This window comes from Paenibacillus cisolokensis (assembly GCF_050481165.1).
GTDB lineage: Bacteria > Bacillota > Bacilli > Paenibacillales > Paenibacillaceae > Paenibacillus_AH > Paenibacillus_AH cisolokensis.
The window spans coordinates 1-24,411 of sequence record NZ_JBCNFP010000166.1 but is presented as its reverse complement, the minus strand read 5'-3'; the positions used below and the strand labels follow the sequence as shown (position 1 = coordinate 24,411).

The 24,411-nt window shown below is 55.9% G+C and carries 18 protein-coding genes and 1 pseudogene; 17 read left to right on the top strand and 2 right to left on the bottom strand.

Features of this window, described 5'->3' with window-relative positions; all coding sequences use genetic code 11:
- Positions 1-1,389, bottom strand: a 1,389-nt coding sequence (locus ABEV74_RS22345) for a sensor histidine kinase (protein ID WP_430149753.1), incomplete at its 3' end; no start/stop codon positions are given.
- 252 nt (positions 1,390-1,641) lie between these two features.
- Positions 1,642-3,198 (bottom strand): ATP-binding protein, encoded by a 1,557-nt coding sequence (locus ABEV74_RS22340; RefSeq protein ID WP_430149750.1) that lies wholly within the window; start codon positions 3,196-3,198, stop codon positions 1,642-1,644.
- A 280-nt stretch (positions 3,199-3,478) separates the two neighbouring features.
- Here ABEV74_RS22340 and ABEV74_RS22335 point away from each other — a divergent pair.
- From ABEV74_RS22335 to ABEV74_RS22255, 17 genes and pseudogenes are all read left to right on the top strand, one after another.
- Positions 3,479-4,166 (top strand): annotated as a pseudogene (locus ABEV74_RS22335) (helix-turn-helix transcriptional regulator); the annotation flags it as partial.
- A gap of 187 nt (positions 4,167-4,353) precedes the next feature.
- Positions 4,354-5,073 carry a DsbA family oxidoreductase gene (locus ABEV74_RS22330; protein ID WP_430149747.1) on the top strand — a complete coding sequence of 240 codons (720 nt, stop codon included), beginning with the start codon at positions 4,354-4,356 and terminating at the stop codon, positions 5,071-5,073.
- A gap of 1 nt (position 5,074) precedes the next feature.
- A complete protein-coding gene (locus tag ABEV74_RS22325) occupies positions 5,075-6,091 on the top strand; it encodes an LLM class flavin-dependent oxidoreductase (protein WP_430149743.1) in 1,017 nt (338 codons plus the stop codon).
- A gap of 1,870 nt (positions 6,092-7,961) precedes the next feature.
- The gene (locus tag ABEV74_RS22320; RefSeq protein ID WP_430149740.1) at positions 7,962-11,804 is read left to right on the top strand and encodes a S8 family serine peptidase; all 3,843 of its coding nucleotides are present in this window, start codon (positions 7,962-7,964) and stop codon (positions 11,802-11,804) included.
- A 108-nt stretch (positions 11,805-11,912) separates the two neighbouring features.
- On the top strand, positions 11,913-12,932 hold the full coding sequence (locus tag ABEV74_RS22315) for an S-layer homology domain-containing protein (protein WP_430149737.1): 1,020 nt from the start codon (positions 11,913-11,915) through the stop codon (positions 12,930-12,932).
- A 24-nt stretch (positions 12,933-12,956) separates the two neighbouring features.
- Positions 12,957-13,136, top strand: a complete 180-nt coding sequence (locus ABEV74_RS22310; protein WP_430149734.1) for an S-layer homology domain-containing protein — start codon at positions 12,957-12,959, stop codon at positions 13,134-13,136.
- A 326-nt stretch (positions 13,137-13,462) separates the two neighbouring features.
- A complete protein-coding gene (locus ABEV74_RS22305; protein ID WP_430149732.1) occupies positions 13,463-13,906 on the top strand; it encodes a GNAT family N-acetyltransferase in 444 nt (147 codons plus the stop codon).
- Positions 13,903-14,892: a BadF/BadG/BcrA/BcrD ATPase family protein gene (locus ABEV74_RS22300; protein WP_430149729.1), complete on the top strand. Its 990-nt coding sequence runs from the start codon at positions 13,903-13,905 to the stop codon at positions 14,890-14,892. The genes ABEV74_RS22305 and ABEV74_RS22300 overlap by 4 nt, the downstream gene beginning before the upstream one ends.
- Before the next feature lie 372 nt (positions 14,893-15,264).
- Positions 15,265-15,816 (top strand): NADPH-dependent FMN reductase, encoded by a 552-nt coding sequence (locus ABEV74_RS22295; RefSeq protein WP_430149726.1) that lies wholly within the window; start codon positions 15,265-15,267, stop codon positions 15,814-15,816.
- Positions 15,817-15,988: 172 nt separating this feature from the next.
- Positions 15,989-17,659, top strand: a complete 1,671-nt coding sequence (locus ABEV74_RS22290; RefSeq protein WP_430149723.1) for a helix-turn-helix domain-containing protein — start codon at positions 15,989-15,991, stop codon at positions 17,657-17,659.
- A 102-nt stretch (positions 17,660-17,761) separates the two neighbouring features.
- On the top strand, positions 17,762-18,817 hold the full coding sequence (locus tag ABEV74_RS22285) for an ABC transporter substrate-binding protein (RefSeq protein WP_430149719.1): 1,056 nt from the start codon (positions 17,762-17,764) through the stop codon (positions 18,815-18,817).
- A gap of 9 nt (positions 18,818-18,826) precedes the next feature.
- A complete protein-coding gene (locus tag ABEV74_RS22280; RefSeq protein ID WP_062494406.1) occupies positions 18,827-19,837 on the top strand; it encodes a FecCD family ABC transporter permease in 1,011 nt (336 codons plus the stop codon).
- A complete protein-coding gene (locus tag ABEV74_RS22275) occupies positions 19,830-20,858 on the top strand; it encodes a FecCD family ABC transporter permease (protein ID WP_062494404.1) in 1,029 nt (342 codons plus the stop codon). The genes ABEV74_RS22280 and ABEV74_RS22275 overlap by 8 nt, the downstream gene beginning before the upstream one ends.
- Positions 20,859-20,951: 93 nt before the next feature.
- Complete coding sequence (locus ABEV74_RS22270) at positions 20,952-21,734, top strand: alpha/beta hydrolase (protein WP_430149716.1); 783 nt, start codon at positions 20,952-20,954, stop codon at positions 21,732-21,734.
- Positions 21,734-22,564 carry an alpha/beta hydrolase gene (locus ABEV74_RS22265; RefSeq protein ID WP_430149713.1) on the top strand — a complete coding sequence of 277 codons (831 nt, stop codon included), beginning with the start codon at positions 21,734-21,736 and terminating at the stop codon, positions 22,562-22,564. The genes ABEV74_RS22270 and ABEV74_RS22265 overlap by 1 nt, the downstream gene beginning before the upstream one ends.
- Positions 22,565-22,786: 222 nt before the next feature.
- Positions 22,787-23,098: a serine hydrolase gene (locus tag ABEV74_RS22260; RefSeq protein WP_430149710.1), complete on the top strand. Its 312-nt coding sequence runs from the start codon at positions 22,787-22,789 to the stop codon at positions 23,096-23,098.
- A 58-nt stretch (positions 23,099-23,156) separates the two neighbouring features.
- Entirely contained in the window at positions 23,157-23,879 is a 723-nt protein-coding gene (locus ABEV74_RS22255; RefSeq protein WP_430149756.1) for a serine hydrolase domain-containing protein, read from the top strand.
- The last annotated feature ends 532 nt before the right edge of the window (positions 23,880-24,411 follow it).

Here is a 24,411-nt window from a genome sequence, read left to right as displayed (position 1 = left end):
ACTTTCGAAATTCAGGTTTATATAATTCTCAATCTGCTCCAGTTCCTTCTCGATCGTCACTTCGTCCCCGTATTTGATATTGTAGCGGTAAATGCTGGCCATACTCTTCGTCATCACCGAAATTTGATCCAGCCGATGAAGCTCCGAAATGGAATGAATCGCATTCAGCGTATTGTACAAGAAATGAGGGTTGATCTGAGATTGCAGCATCTTCAGCTCCGCTTTCTTTTGCAGCTCGCTGGAAGCGATTTCGGATTCGCGGCTGGCTTTAAGCCGAAGGATCATGTCGTTGAAGCTATTGATGAGCCTGCCGATTTCATCTTCCCGGTCGCTTCCGGGTATGACATTGGACAACTGGACAGTATCCATCGTTTTCATCGATTTACACAAATTGAGTATCGGTTGTATGAAGTATCGATGAAAGAAGAAGGCGAGTGCCAGAGCTGCAATTAGCGAAAGCAGGCTGAAGAACACATAATTGAGCGTATTGTTGACAAAGGTGTCAAAGATGTGATGTACCGGAATGAACTGAATGATGGTCCACCCGGTCACTTTATTGACGCTGCCGCTGAAAAGATAGAGCTGATCCTTATATTTCAGTTGCAAAGTCCGTTTGCTGCCGTTTGTAATTTGCGTAAAGTTTGACGTGAGCCTCTCCATTTCTTGAACTTTTATTTCATTGAATCGCGCATCCGAATTATAGAGAATGCGATTGCCTGAGAGTACCAGCGTACCGAGCTTCGGCTCGTCGTCCGATATGCCGCCGAGCATATTCTCGAACGCGCGGTCGTAAATGTCGATTTTGGCATATCCTTCCCTGCCGTTGCGCAGGTTCAGGTCGGACAAATACCGCACGATGGAAATTCGGTGGTTAGTCCGTTTGGCAGTCTCCGGTGAGACGGTTACTGCAAAATGAGTGTTTTTTAAACGTTCTCTGCCGATCGAATTTATCGTTTGGACGATTTCAACGGCCTTTTCGGGCTTGCTGCCATAGATGCTTCCGTTTGGCGCAAGGACGGAAATCATGGCAATATTGCTGTTAATGAGCACGAATTGTTCCATGGAAGACTGCATGTAGTTTGCGTCCGCAATATACTGTTTTCCAGAAGCGGGCTTGCTCTTATTCATGATGTCATTCAGTCTTGGCTCTGTCAGATAAAAGAAAGAGCTGCGGGCAAGACTGGTAAAAAAATCGTCGATCGTCACATTCGTACGGTGGTTAAGCTGCTGCAAGATCCCTTCATAATCCGAATTGGTCTGCTTGTATAATTGCATGCCTGAAAAAATGAGAGCGGAAATAACCGGAATGACGATGATGAGTATGTAGGTCATGACAAGTTTGTTGCGAAATGTTGTCCGATGAAAACGTCTGAGCAGTCTATGCAGCATGTACGCATCCCTCTCTTTGGCGTCTTGGATTCATTTGCTAATCGGGAAACGAAAGTACAAATACGAAGCAGGATCGAAGTTTTGCTTTCCATCGGTGCGGGGAGCAGGTTGGAAGGACGGCGCCGGCTTCGGCGGGTAGGGCGCTTGATTTGGATTTGGTCGGCAGGATCGGTGGAATTTACGGTATAGTGGCATAATAAAGGGGCTCGCCCAGAGCCTTTTTTCATTTGTGGGATAGCCCCTTCTCTTCGTTTACGTACTCTTCATGTAAATGCCCAACTCCTTCAATGCTTGCTGCAATGTTCTTTTCGTTTCTACCTTCCCGATCCCGATAAAGGAGATATCCAGATTGGCCATCGTGTCGGCCAATTCGGGACGAATCCCGGTCAAAATCGTTTTGCAGCCCATGAAGCTTACGCTGTCTATCATCTTGAACAATTGCTTCACAACGGGCGTCTCCGGAACCTCTAACCCCGACATATCCATCAGCAATGTGCCGATCTTTTGCGCGCCGATCTGCTGCAGCACATTTTCCCGAATCATCCGGGCTCTCTTGGTGTCGATCGACCCGAGCAGCGGAAGAATCGCGACCGAAGGCGTGAGCGGAATGATCTGCACCGACAGCGTGTTGATCAGCTCTTGCTGCGATTCGATCAATTCCTCCTTGAACATCGTATAGCTCATTAAAAAATGGCGCAGGAACATGTCGAATATAGGATTCATTCGCCGTTCCAAAGCGAAAAATTGTTCACGGGTCGTTTGTTGCCCGCTCAAACGTTCGAAGTTGTATATGAAGTCCCACAACACGCTATGTATCGCCTGGAACCATTCGAGCTTGGCCGACAAACTGAGGGAAGGATGCTTCGCCCAAAACCGGCCTTCCCGCTGCGCGAAGTCGGCAATTTCCAATTCTTTGTTGTCCGCCATCAGCTCCACCAATTTGTGCGCATTGCCCAACAAGTCGATATCGCCGATTTCTTTCATTTCCTGGACCATTTCTTTCATCTTAGCGCTTTTGCCAAGCAGCTGCTTCTCGAACTCTTCTTTGTTGCGACTCAGAAAATCTTTGAGCTGAAGCCCTTTCTCGTAACGCAAATCCAACACGACCACCCCTTTCTCCTGGGAAAATTCCAGCGGAAACTGAAGGGTGAAGGTCGTGCCGAGTCCTTCCTCGCTTTCGACGTCAATGGTTCCGCCATGCTGGTAAACGGTGGAGAACACATAGGCCAGTCCCATCCCGGTCCCGTCCGATTTGGTGGAGAAGAAAGGCGTTCCGAGCAGCGCGAGCTTGTCCCGCGGAATTCCGGCGCCCGAATCGGCGATTTTGACGCAAACCTTGCGTTCCCGGATATAGTGATGAATTTTGATCGTTCCTTTCCCCGAAATCGCTTCGAAAGCATTTTTCAGTATGTTGAAAAACGCTTTTTTCAGTTGATTCCTCCTTCCGACAATTTCGGCTTCTTCATGTTCGAAATGTTTCTCGATCGTCACGCGATAAAGCTGATCCTGAAACAGGTTTAATATCGATTCAAGCTCCGCGCACAGGCTGAGTTTCGTCATCGGTTCGTCTTCCAGATCCTCTCTGGATACATGAAGGAGGTTCTGCAGCGTCGCAATGGCGTTGTCCAGTTCCTGCTGCGCGATTTCGATATAACTGTGCGGTGATTGTTTCTGCAAAAGCTGCAGAAAGCCCTTGACGGCCGTCAAAGGATTACGGACCTCGTGGGCGATACCGGCCGCGATTTGCCCTACGGAAGCGAGGCGCGACCGATGATCGTCCCATTTATCGGGCGCATCGTTTACATTCAAGGTTTGTCGCTCCTTTCAGAGGAAGAGATTTGATGTGGATGCGAACGATTTTTCCTCCCTATTGTCTGCCTGGCCTTTTGCATTTACTTCATTCCTTCCGTAGTATGCTGTAGCTTTTCAGAAAACTTCTCTATGTATATGTTTCTTTTTCCGCCCTGGCAGTTCCTGCACTTCGTTGACAGAAACGCTTCGGGTATGCCGCTATATTTCGAAGTTTTGTTTTTTGTTGTTGGAGTATGCCGGGATGAGCACGGTCGGGGAACCGGTTTGAGCATTTTTAAAGAGAAGGTCGGGCTTTCCCTCCATCTATTACATTTCGTCCGTCCGTTTGCGGAAGTCGAAAGATCCGCTCCTGAATACCCGTCTGAGCATGCGCGATATCGCTCTGGAAATCGGGCAGCAAAGCCTCGGCACCTTTACGCCCCGGTTTACCGAACGGGTGGGCGTGACGCCGGCCGGCTTCCGAAATCAGACGATGCTGGCGGACAATTCCATGAATATTTTGCGGCCTCGGACAATGGAATACTCCGCTTCCGACCGCGAGCCCCGGCACCTGTGTGAAAGGCGCCGTTTCCGCGGAGACCCCTTTCGAAGGCGTCATTTTGATCGGCCTGTTTGCGAAACCGATACCCGAAGGTGTTCCATTATACGGCAGGCTGCTTCCTTCCTTAGGGAACTTTTGCTTTGAGAACGTAAAGCCGGGCACGTATTACCTGATGGCGACATCCGTTGCCTGGGGCATGCAGGCCGCCGATGTTCTGCTTCCGTACAGCACGATGCGCTTTCGCGCGAAATCGCCGATTGTCGTCAGCTCCGGCTCGTCCGCCCCCTTTCAGCAAGTGAAGCTCTATCCTCCGCGTCTGGACGATCCTCCCATCCTGATCTCGCTTCCGCTGCTCATGAACCAATTTCTCAGTCGAATGTCCGGAAGTGCGGCCGCGGCCGATACGGATAAAGTGTTGTATTAATTTGTATTAATGCTTTCGCACCGTTCTTTATGTTGAGCGGATCGGCAGGACCGGCGGCGATATTCGTTCGGCGCTGCAGGAAGGAAGCCGGGGGGGATGAGCCGGCCGCCCCTCGAAATCGTGACTTTTTGCTCGACGTGTTATACTGGAGGTGTAGATCCACCACATCAATGGGAGGCGTTGCCCTGTGAAGGTTGAAATATGGTCCGATTTTGTATGCCCGTTCTGTTATATCGGCAAGCGCCGTTTCGAAGCCGCTCTGCGGCAATTTCCGAACCGCGAGGCTGTCGAAGTCGTCTATAGAAGCTTCGAGCTCGATCCGAATGCCCGGCGTGACGGCAATCCGGGCGTGCATGACATGCTGATGGCCAAGTACGGCATGAGCAGGGAGCAGGCTGTCGCCAATACGAACCAAATTACGCGGCAGGCGAAGGAGCTCGGGCTTGATTATTACTTTGACCGCACCATCCAGACGAATACGTTCGATGCGCACCGTCTGGCGCATTTCGCGGCGTCGAAAGGAAGGCTGGTCGAGATGACGGAACGGCTGCTGAAGGCGCATTTTACCGATACGCTTCATCTCGGCGATATCGAAACGCTGGCCGATTTGGCCGCCGAGATCGGTCTTGACCGTGCCGAGGCGCTGCGCGCGCTGAAGAACGGAGACTATGCGGACGAGGTGCGCGCGGATGAGCGGGAAGCCGGACGGCTCGGCGTCAGAGGCGTTCCGTTCTTTGTCATCAACCGCAAATATGCGGTATCCGGCGCTCAGCCGAGCGAAGTGTTCCTGGAGACGCTGAGGAAGGCTTGGGAGGAAGAGCATCCGCTGCAAGTCATCGGAGATTCGGACGGCGGCGCCGTTTGCACAGACGACGGCTGCGCGGTGTCAGGGCAAGAGGAGCGTTAATATGATCAAGCTGGGCGTACTGGATCAAGTATATGTCAGCGAAGGCCGGACGGCCCGGGAAGGCTTGCTGGAATCGACGCGGCTTATTCAGGCGGCGGAGGAGCTGGGCTACTCCCGGTTCTGGGTGTCCGAGCATCATGCGATGCGTGCGATTGCGTTCTCGAGTCCGGAGGTGCTGGTTGCCCATCTGGCGGCTGCCACGTCGCGTATTCGCGTCGGGTCGGGCGGAATTATGCTCCCGCATTACAGCGCCTACAAGGTGGCGGAAAACTTCCGCCTGCTCGAAGCGCTGCATCCCGGCCGGATCGATCTCGGACTTGGCCGCGCGCCGGGCGGCATGCCGCTGTCGACGAGAGCGCTGCAGCAGGACAAATACGTCGATGTGAACCGTTACCCTCAGCAGGTGCTGGATATTATCGGCTACCTCCACGAAGCGATGCCTGCGGGCCATCCGTTCGAGAAACTGCTGGCTTCCCCGTCGATACCGACAGCGCCGGAGATCTGGCTGCTCGGGTCCAGCGGCGAGAGCGCGAGAATAGCGGCGCTGCTGGGTACGTCGTACGCTTTCGCGGAGTTTTTCGGCACGCCGGGAGGCGAGGAGGCGACGAAGTATTATCTCGATCATTTTGAGTCCAATCAGCTGTTGGAGGAACATCCGCGCGCGATGATCGCCACGCTTGCCATCTGTGCCGAAACGGAGGAAGAGGCGGACCGGCTCGCGCGAAGCAGCGATCTGTTGTTCCTCGGCATCCGAACCGGAAGGGAGCTGCCTTTCCTGCCGTCCGTTCAGACCGCAACCGACTATCCGTACACCAAGACGGAATTGCAGCTTGTTCAACAAAACCGCCAGCGGCGGGTGATCGGAACGCCGAACCAGGTGAAGGAGGGGCTGCTTCGGTTGGCAGAAGCGTATAACGTCAGCGAAATTCTGATCAACAGTCCGATTCACGATCCGCAAGCGCGTATCCGTTCCTATGAGCTGATTGCGGAAGCGTTCGGGATGAAAGAAGGGCGGTAAGGGAACGGAATGCCCGCTGAGGGTCGGCCGCAGGCCGGCCCGCGAAGCCGGCTGCAGGGCGGCCCGCGAAGACCGGTCGCAAAGTCGGCCGTAGGCCGGCCCGCGAAGCCGGCCGCAAAGTCGGCCGCAGGCCGGCACGCGAAGCCGGCCGCAAAGTCGGCCGCAGGCCGGCACGCGAAGCCGGCCGCAAAGTCGGAGCAGGGCGGCCCGCGAAGCAGCCGCAAAGTCGGCCGCAGGCCGGCACGTGAAACAGCCGCAAAGTCGGCCGCAGGCCGGCCCGCGAAGCCCGCAGGGTGGAAGTCGCTTATGGTCACTTACTAATATAGTATAGACTGGACTTTATCGCATGCCGACTTTTTCGACATCGAGTCGAAAGAGGGGGCGCCGCGATTATACTGCTGCCGGACCTCTGTAGCGAACGGATGTCACCTACAGCGGCCGAACAGGCAATGTCAGCGGACCGATGTCACCTGTAGCGGCCGAGTCACCGGTGACAGTCAAGCGGTCAATGCCAACGGAACAATGTCACCGGTGACAGTTTAGCGGTCAATGCCAACGGAACAATGTCACCGGTGACAGTTTAGCGGTCAATAATAGCGAAACGATGCTGCCGGATCAAAATAGCGTCCCTATTCCAATGGGCCATGGGCGGTCGGTAACAGCTGAAGGCGGTGAAAACTGCAAAAGTGCAGGATTTTTGCCCCTGACGGATGCTTTTGGCTCAAATTGCTGCGAAAGTGCAGGAATTTTCAACCATTTCTGTCGTACATGCCGTTTGGAGGTTAAAAATCCTGCATTATCGCAGAAATTTGAATGTTCTGGCTATCAATAACGTGAAAAAGCTGTATTTTTGCAGGATTCGTTAATTAATACGAGTGAAAACGGCAGTGAGCAGGTGCCGGAGCTGTTTTCCGGTTGCTATCAGGCGGCACCATACCGTCGCGAGCGCCCCGGGATAACCTGTCGTTCCCGCCGCGCTCCCGTTTTAGCTTTTTCGAGACGCCACATCAGATGCGGCAGCCAGCCACGCCATGCCCCCTTCGACAAGCACGACCTTAAGCCGTAGAAAACTTCTCGAATATCGTCTCGCAAACTATTCTGACTTATGGGACAGCCGCTATTCGATTTGTCGTGAGCGCGAGGTTGACACTGACTCTCATTACCCCTTTTTGATTGTTTCAAACCTTTCGTTTTATGATAGAAGCCGATTATGGTTTGGATTTCATATAGATAATCGAATTCGATTCCATGGTACGCAAGGGTGCGAAAAGGTGCGAATCATTCCAGCAGGCGTATCATTTCAACAAACGAATCATTCCCACAGGCGTATCATTTCCATATTCCGCCATGGAGCGCCATACTTCGCGATCATATGGCGAAATTAGTATTTCTGGGTTTTCCGATTTAAATTCTTAGTTACGATGGGCGATGCCGGTCGGCTGGGCTTTTCTGGAAACCGCTTCCTTACATGTTAAGGGGGTGGTTTTTTTGTCTGATCGGGTCGGAATAAATTTGAATGCGGCCAGAAATTTCAACAAAAAAATTGACAGAAAATCTATTAAACTGGTAAATGATATCCGGAATTAGGACATTCGATCGAAAGATTAGGAAGGAGGGAAAACGGACCCGCTACCGCTGCAAAAAGATGTCGTCATTTCCAACTGCCGAGCATGCAGACCAAACGTGCAGGCCAGAGGAAGCACGCAAGTCAGACGAGCATACAGACCAAACGAGCATGCAGACCAGACAAGCGCGCAGGCCAGATGAAGCATGCAGGTAAGAAAAGATTTCGAGGAGGGATATTATGAGCTTGATTTTTAATCGCCGCAAATGGTTCGTATTCGCAGCTCTCATCGCATTGATCGTTTAGATGGCAACCCCGGCTCTCGCAGCCGGATCGGCGCTGGCCTCCGAAGCCGCTGCCGCATCCGCATCCGAACTTCAGCCGTCCGTTCGGGCGGCTCCGCTGCCTTTGCCCGACGGGCTGCAGCTTGATGCGGACAAGAAAGCGAAGGCTCAGCAGAAGCTGCCTTTCGCCCTGTCGGAAGCCGATAGCGCGCCTTCCGCGCCGGAGCAGGCGCAGCAAAATTTCGTGCCCGCTTCGGACAGCGCGGAGGAATTGACGGTCATTGTCGAACTGCAATCCGATCCGTTGGCGGTGCACCGGGCAAAAGTCGGGAGCGGGCTGACGACGTACGACGCATCCTACCCGCTGAAGCTGGACAAGGAGCAGAACGATTTCGCCTCCAGAGCCAAAGCGTTGAAAGCGCAAATCGGCAACCGGTACAAGCATGCTTTCAACGGCTACGCCGTGCGGATCGCGGGCAACGAGGTGGACCGCCTGCTCGCCCTTCCGGGCGTCAGGGCGATCTATCCGAACGCGACGTACAAAGCGGTTCCGCTGAAAAGCGTGACCCCGAACATGGATGAAAGCGCGCCGTACATAGGCTCGAACGTGCTTTGGGATCTTGGTGTGGACGGAACCGGGATCAAGGTTGGCGTCCTCGATACGGGAGTGGATTATCACCATCCGAGCTTGAAGGATGCCTACAAGGGCGGCTACGATTTCGTGGATGACGACGACGATCCTTACGAAACGCTGCCCGACCCGGACAACCCGGAGGCGGCAACGAGTCATGGCACGCATGTGGCCGGAACGATACTCGGCAGAGGGGAACCGACGGTCGAGAATCACCCGAACGGCTGGGTGAAAGGCGTCGCCCACGGTGCGGATCTGTATGCCTACCGCGTGCTTGGCCCGGGCGGCACAGGAACGAGCGAAGACGTCCTCGCCGCGATCGACAAGTCCGTGGAAGACGGATTGGACGTCATCAACCTGTCTCTCGGCAGCAGCAGCAACAACGAAGCGAGCGCCGATTCGATCGCGCTCAACAACGCGGCGATCGCCGGCGTCATTCCGGTCGTCTCGAACGGCAACGACGGACCGCTCCCTTATACCGTCACCGATCCGGGGACGGCCGAACTGGCGATTTCCGTCGGCGCTTCGTATCCGCCTCTCAACGTACCGGCCATTACCGGGGAAGGGATCGGCAAAATATACGGCAGCATCATGAGCTTCTCCCCCGACTTGGGCGATTTGGCCGGGCAGACGCTGGAGATCGCGGATGCCGGTCTCGGCCGGGAGTCCGACTTTGCGAGCGTCGACGTTGCCGGCAAAGTGGCGCTGATTTCGCGGGGGGAAATTTCGTTCCGGGACAAATCGGTGAACGCGAAGGCCGCCGGTGCGATTGCGGCTGTCGTCTACAACAATGCGCCCGGCAACTTCGGCGGCACGCTCGGCGAAGAGGGCGATTACATTCCGACGATCAGCATATCGCAGGAAAACGGCCTCGAGCTGCTCGAAGCGATGGAAGGTCATGAATCGTATTCCGCCTTGTTCGGCATCGAAATGGTGGAAGATTTGATCGCCGATTTCAGCTCGCGAGGACCCGCGCTGCCTTCGCTCGCGATCAAGCCGGACATCGCGGCGCCCGGCGTCGGCATCCGGTCGTCCGTGCCGGCCTACGGCGGGGATTATACGAATGCGTACGAGGATTCGCAAGGGACGAGCATGGCGGCACCGCATATCGCCGGCGCGGCGGCGCTCTTGCTGGAGCGCGATCCGTCGCTTACGCCCGAGCTTGTGAAAGGTCTGCTCATGAACAATGCGGTCCGTCTTGCCGACGAAAAGGGCAAAATTTATTCGCACATGGAGCAGGGAGCCGGCCGGGTCGATCTCGCCAACGTCATCGAGGCGGAAGCGGTCGCGCTCGTCTCCCGGTCGACGACGTACGTAACAGGCAGGGAAGAAACGTCTTACCGGACCGGCAGCTTGTCGTTCGGACAGACGGCAGCCGGAGAAACGTTGACCGGGACGATTACGGTCGAAGACATCGCCGGAAGCGCCGCGACGTATACGATCGGCGCAGAATGGACCGGCAGCGCGGCGGGTACGGTCCTGCCGGAAGCCGGCACCGTCGAAGTGGCGGCGGGAAGCAGCGCCGAATTGGATGTGACGCTGCAGGTCAGTCCGGAAGCGGCCGACGGTAATTATGAAGGCAGCCTGACGCTCACTTCGGACAAGGGGCATGTCCTTTCCGTTCCGTTCGCCGTCTATGTCGGATCGGTCGAACTGCCGGCCCCGATATCGGGCCTCGAGCTCGATCCGGACATTTTCTCGCCGAACGGAGACTCGGCAGCCGATACGACCGATATTTATTTCAGCATTAACCGGCCGCTCGATTATTTCTCGCTCGACGTCTTCAATGAAGAGGGCACGCAGTGGCTCGGCACGATCGTCGAAACGAACGGAGTCGGCCCGGGCAGCTATTGGATCGAAGGCTGGGATGGGACTCTCTACCACCCGAGCAAAGGACTTTATTCGCTTGCCGATGCCGGCGACCAATTTTACCTGCTGGTTCCTTTCTACAACGATTTAGAAATTGCCGAAGACGAGATCGCGCCGTTCGTCATCGACGTGAACGCGCCCGTATTTGCACCGGATGACCCGGAAATTACGGTGAGCGGCGGCACCGGGACGATTTCGGGAACGATCGAAAGCGATTATCTGGTTGAGCTGTTCGGCGACTTCCAGGCGATCGGCGTTGCGGCCGTGTTCGGCAGCCAGCAGGCGGACGGCGTTATCGGCGCGGACGGCCGATACCGGATCGAGGTGCCGATCGTCGAAGGGGCGAACACGTTCGACGTCTATGTGTACGATGCCGCGCTGAACGGAGCAGCCGCCCCCGCTTATACCGTTACGTATGAGTCGGCGGAGGGGCCAGGCGCGTCGGTCTCGGTATCCGTATCGGCGGAAGAGGTGAGACCGGGCGAAAGCTTCGGTCTGTCGGTTGACGTTAACGGCTACGGCGAGCTGTACGCGGCCCAGTTCAGCGTGACGTACGACGCGGTTATCGCGAGCGGAACCGTCGAACCGAGTCCGCAGCTGTCCGCATACCAGGAGGCAAGTAACCCGGGCGTGCCGCTTATTATCCAGGAGAACAAGACGGAGCTCGACAACGGCCAAATCCGTTCCGACTATATCGTTTCTCTGGCGGGCGACATAGACGGCTATCGCGATGCGGACAGCTTGTCGCTTGCGCTCTACCATTTCATCGGCGATCAGGAAGGCAGCTACGAATTCGAGCTGTCGAACGTCCGTCTGCTGGACGGAGACGCCGGAGACATCCCGATCGGACAAGTTACGGGAGGCGCGGTGACGATCAAGGACAGCCCGTCCGGGACGACGTTCACCATTTCCGGAACGATCGGCGCCGAAGCGTTCGGGGAAGAGGTCGACTACAGCGAAGTATGGTATTCCGGCGATGACGGAACGCATAAAGTCGTCGCAGAGGCAGTCGATGCGAACGGCAACGTGACCGGTATCGGCACGATAAGCGCGGATGGCGGATATACCATCACGGTGCCTGCCGGAACGTATACGGTGCGCATCGTCGTACCGGGCCATATCGGAGCGTCCGAATCCGTCCGGGTGAACGGCAACGTCAATCTCGACTTCGGACCGCTGACGGCCGGCGACGTGAACGGCGACGGCGTCGTCGATCTCGTCGACCTGCAGCTCGCCGCCAAAGCGTTCGGCAAGACGAGAGGAACGGCCTGGCCGAATGCCGCCGCAAGCGCGGCCGACATTAACCGCGACGGCCCGGTCGATCTGCTCGACGTATCGTTCATTCTGGTCAACTTCGAATTTTAAGCGAAACCCGTTCTTCACGGACGGCATAACGAGCTTCACCAATACGGCGGGAGGGGGGAGGGGCGATTTGCGCCCGTCCTCTCTCCGCTATAACGAACGGGGGATAAAATGAAACGTGAGCGGATGACAAGAAGCCTTTGCGCCTTGGCGCTCATACTGTTCGCCGGTTCGGCCTTCCGCGCGGCTGCGGCCGCGCAGGCGGCAGCGGGCGAAGCGAAGCCGCAAGTGCGGCTTGCGCTCTCTTCCGCGCAAGTCGACGTAGGCGATACGTTCGAGGCCGCAATCTGGCTGCAAGGGTTCACAGGCGATTACAGCGACATTCAAGGATATGAGATCCGGATCGATTACGATCCGGAACTGCTGGAGCCGGTGACTGACGGGAACGAGTCGGCGCTGAAGCCGAAAGTGTTCGCAGGCGGGGCCAGTCCGATGACGCTGGCCAACCGGATCGATACGGCAGCCGGAAGCATCCATATTTCGCAAGTGACGACGAAAAAGGGTAATCTGCTGTTCGCCGGCTACGGCAAAGCGGGCGAGCTTCGCTTCAAAGCGCTGAAGGCCGGCGAGGTGCAGCTGACGCAATCGAAATCGATCGTCATCAAGGCGGATAATCCCGGCGTCAACATTATACATACGGTCAATGCGCCAACTGTCGTCATCGGCACGTCCGGAAGCGTGTCCGGTGGGAGTGAGCAGACCGATACGGTCGGCGAAGAACCGGAGAAGAAGGGCGGCTCCGTGACGAAGGATCAGGCGCTTCGCGTTTTTCGTGATTACGGCCAGATCGCGTCGATGTCTTGGGCTGCAGACGCGATCGCGTCCTTTTCCCGAAGCAAGGTGATGCAGGGCACGCCCGCCGGAAATTTCGAGCCTCGCAAAAACATAACGAGAGCCGAATTCGCCAAGACGGCCGTCGTCGCTCTCGGGCTCGACATGACACAGCGGCTGACCCCGACATTCGCGGACGTGCCGAAGACGGCCTGGCATTACGATTATGTGGAAACGGCCGCCGAATACGGACTCGTCGAGGGATCGACAAGGGGCGGACGCGCTGTGTTCCTGCCGAACGAACCGATTACGCGGGCGGAAATCGCGGCTGTCGTGTCGCGCTTTCTCCGCGGGTTCTAAGGCTTTCCCGGGGCGGCGGCCGCTGTGGACATCGCTTTTGCCGACGTGAGTGCGGACCATTGGGCGTATGAGGACATCCGGTATTTGCACCAATTTGAGTTGTTGAAAGGGAAGTCCGCCGACCGGTTCGCCCCCGCGGACAACGCCAGCCGGGCCGAAGCGGCCGTCCTGCTCGAGAGGCTTCTGGCTCTCCGCGACGGATAACGGACGGGCGGACGCATGGGCGCAATGTGATCCCGGCCCGGCCCCTGTTTGCCGGGCTCGCGGACGCATTATCGCAATGCGATCCGCCCTCCTCCGGTTCGCCGGACTTGCGGCCGGAATGCCGCCGCCCCGTCGCTCCCCGTCCTGCCGCTTCAGCTTGTCTTCTCGAACGGCCTTCCGTTCGGCCTCCTGCTCCTTCATGAAGGCTGCGGACTTTGAACGCGATTTGCGAGTCCAAAAATATTGAAACGTACCGAAAGGAAATCCGGTATCCGGAATGGAATTCATTCAGAGTGTCTTCAAAATAATGGAAGGAGGCGGGGAGGTTGATACAGGTCAGACTGGCGACTGCGGACGATGCGGAAGAGCTTTCCCGGCTGAATCAACGCTTCAACGGTGGGGAGAGACGTCCGGCGGAGGCCATCGCCGCAAGCATGGGAAAAAACGGCGAACGGATCGCCGTGGCGACGCTGAACGGGAGCGTCGTCGGGTTCGCCTGTGCCCAATGCTTCGAGTCGTTCTGCTATCCGGATGCGATGGGAGAAATCACCGAATTGTACGTGGAAGAATCGGCTAGAGGAATGGGGGCTGCCTCGCTCCTAATCGCCTTGTTGGAGGAACATCTGCAGGCTTCGGGGGTAAGAGAGATCAAGGTATTGACGGCCGCCGGGAACGGCGCCGCCTTGAAAACCTACGAGAGGTGTGGCTATGCGTTGGACGACGACGTTCTGCTCCGGAAAAAAATCGGAAGAAAAGAGGAATCGAAGTGAATCGGAACAGCGGCGGAATTGTGATCGGCATCGACGGCGGAGGCTCCCATACGCGAGTGATGGTTGTGGAAACGAACGGCCAGGTGCTCGCCTATGTCGAGAAGGGCGCATCCTCCATCCATAAAGATTTGCAGGCGCAGCGCAACGTGCGGGAAGCCGTCGCGGAAGCGCTGCGCCAGGCGGGAAGGGATGCGGGAAGCGTGCGGGCGTTGACGGCGGGGATCGCCGGGCTCGATTCCGAGTCGGACCTGGAATGGGTGCTGCCGATGACAGAGCTGGAAGGACTAAATTGTCCGAAGGAGCATGTGAACGACGCCGTCGTCGCGCATAGCGGCGCCCTCCTCGCCGAGCCGGGCATCGTCGTCATTTCCGGTACGGGATCGATCATTTATGCGGTAACGGAAGAAGGACGGCGCATCCGGAATTACGATCTGCATCATTACGCGGCCAGCGCCGCCAGATTTTTGGCCTACGACGCCACCTACGAGCTGCTGGCCGGCAATGCCGGCGACAGCGACCGGGAGCTGGCCGAGGACATTCTTCGGTTCTGGGAGCGGCCGTCGGTCGCGCAGCTGGCGGAGCTCGCGCTGCAAGGCTTCGTCGCCGACCGGAGGGAACGCAACCGGAAATTCGCGCTCCTCGCGCCGGCCGTTACGAGAGCGGCGCTGCAAGGCAGCCGGTTGGCCCGCCAAGTGTGCGACCGCGCGATCCATCAAATATCGGTTGGGGTGGAGATGCTCGCTTCGTATTTCTCCGGTCCTGAAGTGACCGTCTCCTTTATCGGCAGCGTCGGCCGAAGCGAATATTTCCGGCAGCGGCTCGAAACCGTTATGGCCGGCGGCAACAATAAAGTCTACCGGCTCGTTTCGCCCGCCTTCACCCCGGTGGCGGGGGCGGCGTTGATGGCTTTGAAGCGGTCCGGAACTCCCGTCTCTTCGGAAGTGCTGGACCGGCTCGGCCGCCATTCGCATTCCCGGAACGGTTAGCGACTGGGCCGAACAGAAAGGATTCGGCCGACTGCAGCCGCATGGGCGAATCCGTTTTTCGCGCCTCACGGGAATGATCCGAATTAAAAAAGGCAAAACTTGTTATAAGTTCAAAGGCATCGATGCGGGAGGATACCGTTACGTGGAACATATTTGGAAGACGAACGGCGGTCCGCACTCGCCTTCGGCGTCATGATCGGCGGCAACATCGGCGCAAGGCGGCGGGTAATTCGCAGATTGCAGGACCGCAGTCGTCCGGAACGGATAAGAAGTCGTTCCTTCCGCACTTGACGAACGGCCCAAATCGAAATATAATCTAATCACTTACGAAACATTAGTAGCTCAATATTTGTTAAGCACAATAAAAAGGAGATGAGACCAGTGGCAGATTTGAAAATTGGCATTATTTTGGGCAGCACCCGCCAGGGACGCGTCAGCCCCCAGGTTGGCGAATGGGTGAAAGGAATTGCCGATCAACGCGGCGACGCGGATTATGAAATCGTCGATATCGCCGATTACAAGCTTCCTTTACTGGGAGAAACCGACGGCCAGGAACCGGGAATCAAGGCCTGGTCCGAGAAGCTGAAAAGTCTCGACGGGTTCGTCTTTATCGTGCAGGAGTACAACCACAGCATCACCGCCGCGCTGAAAAATGCGCTGGACCTGGCCCGCGAAGAATGGAACAACAAGGCGGCAGGCATCGTCAGCTACGGTTCGACTGGCGGAGCCCGCGCGGCCGAGCATCTGCGCGGCATTCTGGGCGAGCTGAAGGTGGCGGACGTCCGGACGCATCCGACGCTGTCGCTGTTTACCGATTTCGAAAATTTCTCCACGTTCAAGCCGGCGGCGCTTCATGCCGACAACGTGAACACGATGCTGAGCGAAGTCGTCGCCTGGAGCAAAGCTCTCAAAACGTTGCGTTAACCGCGCCGCGGCGCGGCTCCATAAGGCTGTCCATAACCTGCGACCGGATTCCTTCGGGAATTTGCGCCGCAGGTTTTTTCGTGTTCGCTGCCATATCTTCATTAGTGTTGATTTTGATAATCATTATCAATATAATGAATACAATTTCCCGTTACGGTGGTGCGTTGAAACGATGTTGGACAAAGTCGAAAGCGATGGCCGAGGAATCGGCAAGCTGGACCAATACATGTATAGATTGCGTTCCGTCGAATACGTGCAAGGCATTTCGGGCGAGCGGTTGGATCAGCGGCTTGCATCCGCTTATTCGCTTGTCATTGTGACGAATGGACATGTCCGGCTTGAACTGGACCATGTCGAAGCGACGCTGGACGGTCATTCGGTCTATTTTGGCATGCCCGGGCAAACGTTCGGGACAGCAGAATGCAATGCAGATCTGGAAATGTATATCGTCCATTTCGACGTGTACTTGCCCGGCCAGGTCGGGTCAGAATCTGAAAATCTTAGCGGGTTTCAACCGGCAATGGACGTTGAGCTGTTCCCTCGCCAATGCAAGATCGATACCGGCTCCGAGCCGAATCTCCCGGCCATATGCAGAGAACTGTATAACCGATGGATTCGTCCGTGCAGCAGAGACCGGTTTCGCAGCCAGATCGAATTTCAAAAGCTTTTGCTTCATATCGAGCTTTACCGGATGCAGCAAACAACCGGAACAACTCACGCAATGGCGTCCGCCAAACGATATATCGAAGAGCATTTCAGAGAGCCGATCACCGCCGGTTTATTGGCCGGCCGGCTGGGGCTCAGTCCGAAATACTTTGCCGAACTGTTTCACAAAATGTACGGAAAAAGCGTCACGTCGTATGTGACCGAGTTGAGGCTGCGGGAAGCGAAGCGCCTGATGCTGCATTCCCGTTTCAAACTGCGCGACATCGCGCACAGAGTCGGCTATGCGGACGAATTTTACTTCAGCAGGAAATTCAAGAAGGAGATCGGCGTCTCGCCCACCTCGTACATGAACAGCCGCCGGCGCAAGCTGGTCGCCTATCGGCCCTGGATTATCGGCCATTTGCTGGCATTGAATGTTATGCCGTACGCTGCGCCGCTTCACCCGAAATGGACGGAGAGCTATTACCGGGACTATCGGCATGAAATTCCGATCCATCTGAGCGCTTACCGCTATAATCAGGATTGGCGGATGAACGTCGTCAAGCTGGGGCGGCTTGCGGTCGATCTCATTGTGACGACGGACGATCTCGAGGAGCAGGAGAAGCGGGCCCTCGGGCAAATCGCTCCGCTTCTATGCCTGCCCCGCAAGGAGACGAACTGGCGGGAGCAGCTTCAGTATTTGGCCGCGGAGCTCGGAGAGACGTGGCAGGCCGGGAAGTGGCTGGAGGCGTATGAGCACAAAGCGCGGGATGCGCGCAAGCGGCTTCAGCCCTATGTGGGCGGGAAGACGTTCGTCGGCTTGCGCATGGTTGGCAACCGGCTGTACTTGCATTGCAACGGCGGAATGGCGGACGTTCTCTATCGCGATCTCGGGCTGTCGCCGGCCTGCCGAAGCGAGACGCCGACCTATGACAGGCTGATCGCCGTGGAAGAGATTGACCGTCTGAATGCGGACTATATGCTGATGTTGATTCGCCGGGACAACGACACGTTGGCGCATTGGACGAAGCTGCAGAACGATCCGCAGTGGCAAGCGATATCGGCGGTACAGCGCAAGCGTGTCTATGAGCTTCCGTCCGATCCGTGGCGGGAATATTCCGCCCATGCCATGCTGCGGATGCTGGAATACGCCGAACAATTGTTAACCGCCGATCATCCATCACTTATCCGGATTTAATCCATGGATCATGTCCGGCACACTTTTTATACTGTAATAGTGATAATCATTATCAATGACAAGCAATTGTCTGGAGAAAGAAGAGGGAGGCAATTTCGAAAGATGAGAAAACGCAGATTTGGCGCAGCAATCGTATTGGCATTATTTCTGATTCTTCTGGCGGCCTGCGGAGGCGGCAACAGTTCGGACACGAAAGGGGCGGCCGGCGAGACACCTGCGGCTGCGAACGAAAGCAACGAAACGGCGGCGTCTTCGAATGGGAACGGCACGAACAGCGGCGGCGAAGAGGCTTCGGCTTCGACTGGCGGTGAGACGGGCGAACGCACAATAGAATATTTGGGCCAAAGCTATACCGTCCCTGCCCGTGTAGAACGGATTGTCATTACCGGATCGATGGAGGCGCACGAGGATGCGCTCGTTCTCGATGTTCATCCGGTCGGTGCGGTCACGTACGCGGGCAAATTCCCCGAACGTTTCGCGCCCATTACCGATCAGGCCGAGTCGATCGGCGAGAAGGCGGAACCGAACTTTGAGACGATCCTGAAGCTGCAGCCGGACGTCATTCTGGGCACGACGAAGTTCCCCGAGGAAGTCAAGGAACAATTGAGCAAAATTGCTACGCTCATTCCGGTCTCCCATATCGCCACGGATTGGGAGGCGAATTTGATGCTGCTCGGAGAATTGACAGGCAAGCAGGATTTGGCCAAACAGGTGATCGACAAGTACAAAGCGGAAGTCGAAGCCGCCAAGCCGGCGCTTGTGGAGAAGCTGAAAGGGAAGAAGGTCGTCGCGATTCGGATTCGTTCGGGCCAGTTGTTCATCTATCCGCAGACGGTATTCGTCAACCCGATTCTGTACGGAGACCTCGGTTTGGACGTGCCGGAAGCCGTAGCGGCGGCCAAAGCTCAGGAAGCGATATCGATCGAGCAGTTGGCGGCGATGAACCCGGATTACCTGTTCCTCCAGTTCTCTGAAGATGAGAACAAGGATACGCAGAATGCATTGCAGGATGTGCTCGACAACCCGATCGTTCAAGCGGTTACGGCGGTTAAAGAAGGCAACGTATTCGTAAACCTCATCGATCCGCTGTCCGAAGGCGGGCCGGCATGGAGCCGGACGGAGTTTTTGAAAGCGATGCTGGAACAACTCGCGAAGTAGGGGGACTGCATGCGTTCCAATCCAGGAGTCAGGCACGCGGCGCTGCTCACAACCGGACTGCTGCTTATCGCTGCGACATTCGTGCTGTCGGTGCGCTATGGAACGAAATCGATGGATGCCGCAACGGTGTGGGACGCATTGTTTCATTACGACCCGGAGAATATGGATCATCTGATTATTCGCACTTCGAGAATTCCGCGCGCAATCGGCGCTTTGCTGGTCGGCGCCTTCCTCGCGGTCTCGGGTGCGTTGATGCAGGGGATGACGAGAAACGATCTTGCATCCCCTTCCATTATGGGGGTTTCGGACGGCTCGGTATTCGCGATCACGCTGTGCATGATTTGGATGCCGGGCGACTCCGCCATGTCGATGATCGTATGGTCCGTCATCGGTTCCGCCTTCGGCGCCTTGCTGGTGTTCGGCGCAGCGCGGCTGCTTCCCGGCGGCATGTCGCCGGTGTCGCTGGCGGTTCTGGGGACGGTCATCGGCATGTTCCTGAACGGCGTATCCCAGGCGTTGTCCACTTACTTTCAGGTATCCCAAAATATCAGCTTCTGGTATAATGCCCGGCTGCATCAGATGGACCCTGCGGTCATTCGGCTGTCGATCCCGTTTGCGGTGGCCGGTCTTGCGATCGCGCTGATGACGTCGCGCCGGATTACGGCGCTGTCCTTCGGCGACGAGACGGCCGCCGGACTCGGCGTCCGTATTCGCTTGATCAAATCGTTGGCCATGCTCAGCGTCATGCTGCTGACCGGCATTTCGGTGGCGATCGCGGGAAAGATCGCTTTTATCGGTCTGATCATTCCCCATATTGCCCGTTTCCTGGTCGGGCAGGACTATCGGCGGATCATTCCGTATGGCGCCTTGCTTGGCGCGTTCTTCCTGGCATGGTGCGATCTGATCAGCCGGTTCGTCAACCATCCGTTCGAAACGCCGGTAGGGGTTGTGACCGCTCTGTTCGGCGTGCCTTATTTCCTCTATTTGATCCGCAAGAGAGGAGGAGGCAGAAGTGGCTAAATCCGTACAGGCAAGACGATTCCGGCTGGTCTTCTTCTCTGCGTGCGCCGCGGCGCTCTGCGGCATGTATGTCAGTTTGACGAACGGCACGTTCGATATTTCCATAGCCGACATCGTCCGGACGCTTCTAAGGATGGACCCGAGCCGGGAACATGATCTCGTCATCTTCGAATTTCGGCTGCCCCGCATTCTGATCGGCGCTTTGGTCGGTTTCGCCCTGGGCGTTGCCGGCGCCGCGCTGCAGGGAATGACGCGGAACGCGCTTGCCGATCCCGGCATTCTGGGCATTCATGCGGCAGCCGGCGCGTCGGTTGTGCTCGGCATGTTTCTTTTTCATGGGACGATGAGGTCGCCCGGCTGGCTGACGGTTATGACGATGCCGATGTTCGGCTGGGTCGGGGGAATTGCCGCGGTTGTGTTGCTGTATCTCTTCGCGCGGCGTCATGGCGAACTGGAGCCGCAGCGGCTCATTCTTGTCGGGATCGCGCTCGGTTCGGGTTTCAGCGCCTTGACGCTCTATATTTCGCTGAAGATGAATCCGCAAGATTTCGAGATGGCTACGGTATGGCTCTCGGGCAGCATTTACAGCGCGACCTGGAAGCACGTCGTGACGATTTTGCCATGGCTGCTCATTCTGGTGCCGGTCATTTGGAGAAAGGCGCCGATTCTCGACCTTCTGCAGCTGAACGAAGCGAGCGTCAAAGGATTGGGCGTCCGTACGAAGCGGGAAAGGCAAATTTTGCTGCTGTGCTGCGCCGGGCTGGTCAGCGCATGCGTCACGGTATCCGGCAGCATCGGGTTTGTCGGCCTGATTGCTCCGCACATGGCGAGAAGGCTTATCGGCATTCCTTACAAATATATCGTTCCGGCATGCGGCGCAATCGGAATGGCGCTGGTCGTCGTCGGGGATTTTATCGGCAAGACGGTATTTGCACCGGCGCAGCTGCCTGTCGGCATCGTGATCTCGATTATCGGCGTTCCTTATTTTATTTATTTGCTGTACCGGTCCAGGAGAAGGTAGGACTTGCAGTCCTCCCATATACGTACCTCTGCCGCCCCCAGCTATGGCTGACGAAGCGGGCTTTGCTTTGCAAAGTCTTAAGGAGAGAGAAGGATGTTCGAAAGGTTCAGGAAAGATGAGGCGGCCGGATTTGAACTGTCAATTTATTTGCCCCATGACTATGGGAAGGTCCGCGAGCGCTACCCCGTTGTGTACGTACAGGACGACGGAAATGTCGTGCGCTCGGGCTTTAACTATATCGACCACCTGGTCATGACGAAGCGCTTGCCGAAAATGATCTTCGTGGGCGTCAAACCGCACAACCGCAACGATGATTATACGCCCTGGCCGGCCCGGGCGCTGCTTCCGGGGCAACCGGACTTCGGCGGCGGCGCCGGGCATTATTTGAGGGCGCTCGCCGAACAGATCAAGCCGCATGTCGACGCGGCTTATCCGACCCGGCCGGAGCCTGAGAACACGGGAATTGCCGGCTGCTCTTTCGGCGGACTTGTCAGCGCCTACGCCTATTACCGGTACCCGGAGCTGTTCGGCAAGATCGCCATGATTTCGGCGTCGTTCTGGTATGAAGGCTTTCTTGCCTTTATGCGCGAGACGCCTGTCCCCGATGGGCTGCATTGCATCTACATGTACGTCGGCGAGCTGGAAGGCATCTACAAGCAGAATATTCAGCGCGAAATGGTGGAACGGACGAAAGAGGCCAGCGCTTTGCTGCTTGCCAAAGGCTTTCCGCAGGATCGCCTGAAGTTCGAGACCGATGCGAACGGTACGCATGACGCCTTCTTCTTCACGCAACGATTTATGCATGCGATGCTCTGGCTGTTCGGCCATAAGGAGCAAGACGGCGCAGCGGGTGGAGAGAAAGGGGAGAAATCGTAATGGTCGATAACAACGGCCGTTCCGCCTTCGCCATACCGGGGGCGGAGCAGTGGACGATGACCGGCCGGACCGGCCGCCGCTACCGGATTATGGCCTGGATGCCGGATGCGGCGGTACCGGAGGCGGGATTTCCGGTCATCTATATGCTGGATGCGAACGCCGCCTTCGGGACGATGGTGGAAACCGTGCGTCTGCTCGGTCAAGGACCTTACCGGGTCGATCCGTCCGTCGTCATCGGCATCGGATATGAAACGGATCGGCCGCTGGATACGCAGGCGCGTTTTTACGATTACACCGTATACGCGGCTGACGACGAATTGCCGCCGCGCAAGGACCGTTCGCCGTGGCCGGCGACGGGCGGGGCGGCGGATTTTTTGCAGTTTATCGAGGAAGAGCTGAAGCCTGGTATCGAACGGTTGTATACGATCGACCGCAGCCGGCAAATGCTGTTCGGACATTCGCTTGGCGGATGGTTTGTGCTGTATGCGCTGTTTCGCCGATGCGGCGCTTTTCAGTATTACGTTGCGGGAAGTCCGTCCATCTGGTGGAAGAACGGGTATATCGTCCCTGATGCGGAACGGTTCGCGGAGTCCGGGAAGCAAGCGGATTGGCGGGCGTCGCTATTGATCGGGGTCGGCAGCCTGGAAAAGCCGCATATGGTGCGCGATGCCCGGCAAATGTACGAGCGTCTGCTCGCGGCGGATATTCCCGGCTTCGCCGTTCAGTACCGCTGCTACGAAGACGAGGGTCATTTGTCCGTGGTGGCGCCTTTGATCGGGCGGGCGGTTCGTTTTCTTGACCCGAATCATGATAATCGTCCCAAGTCATGACGCCGGCCGTTGCGTGCGCGAAAGAACGGGGCGTCCCGCCGCTAGAAAGAACGGCTCCCCTTTATAGCAGACAGGCTAAATGCTAGAACCTGTTGCTGTAAGGGGGGATTTTTTTATGCCTAAAGGGAACGCAAGAATTTTTGGACAGTTAATCAATTCCACGCATATTATATATCGTATGATATATAATTGAAGCAACTAGAAAGGGGGAGAATGGGAGGCATGTTGAGTAAAGAGCTTGTAAGGCAACAGATCGAGGAAAAGCTGAAGAGGAAAGTGGCATCGGATCCGAAGCTCCATCAAGTACATATGCTCATACATTCGGACAAGCTAAATATCCATTGGCCTATGGCCGCTGGAAAAACGGATGAGGCACCGGTTAATCCGCACCAGCCTTTTCACACGGCAAGTGTTGGTAAAACGTTTACATCGGTAATCGTAGCGAAACTGGTCGAAAGAGGGCTCGCCAAGTTCGAAGATCCAATTGCCCGTTATTTGCCTTCAACGATTCTTGAAGGTCTGCACCCTGTTTAAAGGAAAAGATTATACATACGATATTCAGATCAAACATTTATTAAACAATACGTCGGGCGTGCCCGATTATTTTGAAGATAAACCGAAGCGACACCGAGCGTTTATGCAAGATATATTGGAAGATCCCTCGCGCTTTTGGACAGCCGAAGAAACCATCCAATGGTCCAAGCAACACCTGGAACCGCGCTTTCCCCCGGGCAAAGGGATTCATTATACGGACACAGGCTACAATCTGTTAGGGCTCATCATCGAATCGATTACTTCAAAACCTTATCATGAAATTTTACATGATTATATCTTCAGACCTCTGCAGATGAGACACTCTTATTTATCCCATTATTCCGAATCTGCCGTTCAAAGCGAATATCCGGTAGCTCACGTGTATCTGAACCATTTAAAAGTCAATGTCGATGAATATCGCAGCTTTAGCAGTTTTTATGCTGGAGGTCAAGCGGTCTGCACGACAGAAGATCTGCTGCTCTTCATGAAAGCGTTGGTTGAAAATCGACTGGTGAAACCGGAAATATTGAACGCCATGCAGAACTGGAACAAAATGTGGCCGGGAATGGAATATGGCTATGGGCTTATGAGGATGCGGTTTATCCCTTTCACTCAGAAATATTTGGCTTGGGGTCATCTCGGTGCCAGCGGCGCTTTTATGTTATACTTCCCAAATTTGGATGTATATGCTATGGGGAGCTTCAATCAAACCGCGTATCGGTCGAAAAGTATGAACTATTTATTTTTTAACGTCCTTCGCAAAGTATCAAAGATTGATTGACAGCATTGTGGCTGTGCGGCCATGAAGCGCAGAGGTCGCGGGTTCATGCTCGATCATGCATAAGCGCGAAACGCAGCTGATACGGCTGCGTTTTTTTGGTAGGAGCGTGCCCGGAGGGCGTTCGCGTGGGGGGGACGTTGATATCGTTAATGAACGCTGTTCTGATGGAGCGCTTGCGGAGCTTTAAGGCACGTCATTTTAATGGAGCGTTTGCGTAGCGTTAAGGACCGCTGTTCTGATGGAGCGCTTGCGCAGTGTGAAGGACCGCTGTTCTGACGGAGCGCTTGCGGTGCTTTAAGCCACATTCTCTATGACGAAGCGTCTTTCTAGATGAAAGGTTACTCTAACGAATATCACAAGCCTTATTTTTGCCAAAAAGCTGCTTTTTCAGATTTAACGAATCTCAGCCACCTTATTTTCGATATTTCGCCCGAATTCGATCACTTTTAAGCAAATAGCGTTGCTCAGATTCGTTACAATTCCGGAACATCGATTTTTCGCCAAATAGCGATTGTCAGATTCGTTGCTATGA

What these genes read in the sequence shown, in the direction of transcription:
- ABEV74_RS22325 (WP_430149743.1), top strand. Translation starts at nt 5,075, where the DNA reads ATGATCAAGCTGGGCGTACTGGATCAAGTATATGTCAGCGAAGGCCGG.
- ABEV74_RS22320 (WP_430149740.1), top strand. Translation starts at nt 7,962, where the DNA reads ATGGCAACCCCGGCTCTCGCAGCCGGATCGGCGCTGGCCTCCGAAGCC.
- ABEV74_RS22315 (WP_430149737.1), top strand. Translation starts at nt 11,913, where the DNA reads ATGAAACGTGAGCGGATGACAAGAAGCCTTTGCGCCTTGGCGCTCATA.
- ABEV74_RS22295 (WP_430149726.1), top strand. Translation starts at nt 15,265, where the DNA reads ATGAGACCAGTGGCAGATTTGAAAATTGGCATTATTTTGGGCAGCACC.
- ABEV74_RS22290 (WP_430149723.1), top strand. Translation starts at nt 15,989, where the DNA reads ATGTTGGACAAAGTCGAAAGCGATGGCCGAGGAATCGGCAAGCTGGAC.
- ABEV74_RS22285 (WP_430149719.1), top strand. Translation starts at nt 17,762, where the DNA reads ATGAGAAAACGCAGATTTGGCGCAGCAATCGTATTGGCATTATTTCTG.
- ABEV74_RS22280 (WP_062494406.1), top strand. Translation starts at nt 18,827, where the DNA reads ATGCGTTCCAATCCAGGAGTCAGGCACGCGGCGCTGCTCACAACCGGA.
- ABEV74_RS22270 (WP_430149716.1), top strand. Translation starts at nt 20,952, where the DNA reads ATGTTCGAAAGGTTCAGGAAAGATGAGGCGGCCGGATTTGAACTGTCA.
- ABEV74_RS22265 (WP_430149713.1), top strand. Translation starts at nt 21,734, where the DNA reads ATGGTCGATAACAACGGCCGTTCCGCCTTCGCCATACCGGGGGCGGAG.
- ABEV74_RS22260 (WP_430149710.1), top strand. Translation starts at nt 22,787, where the DNA reads ATGTTGAGTAAAGAGCTTGTAAGGCAACAGATCGAGGAAAAGCTGAAG.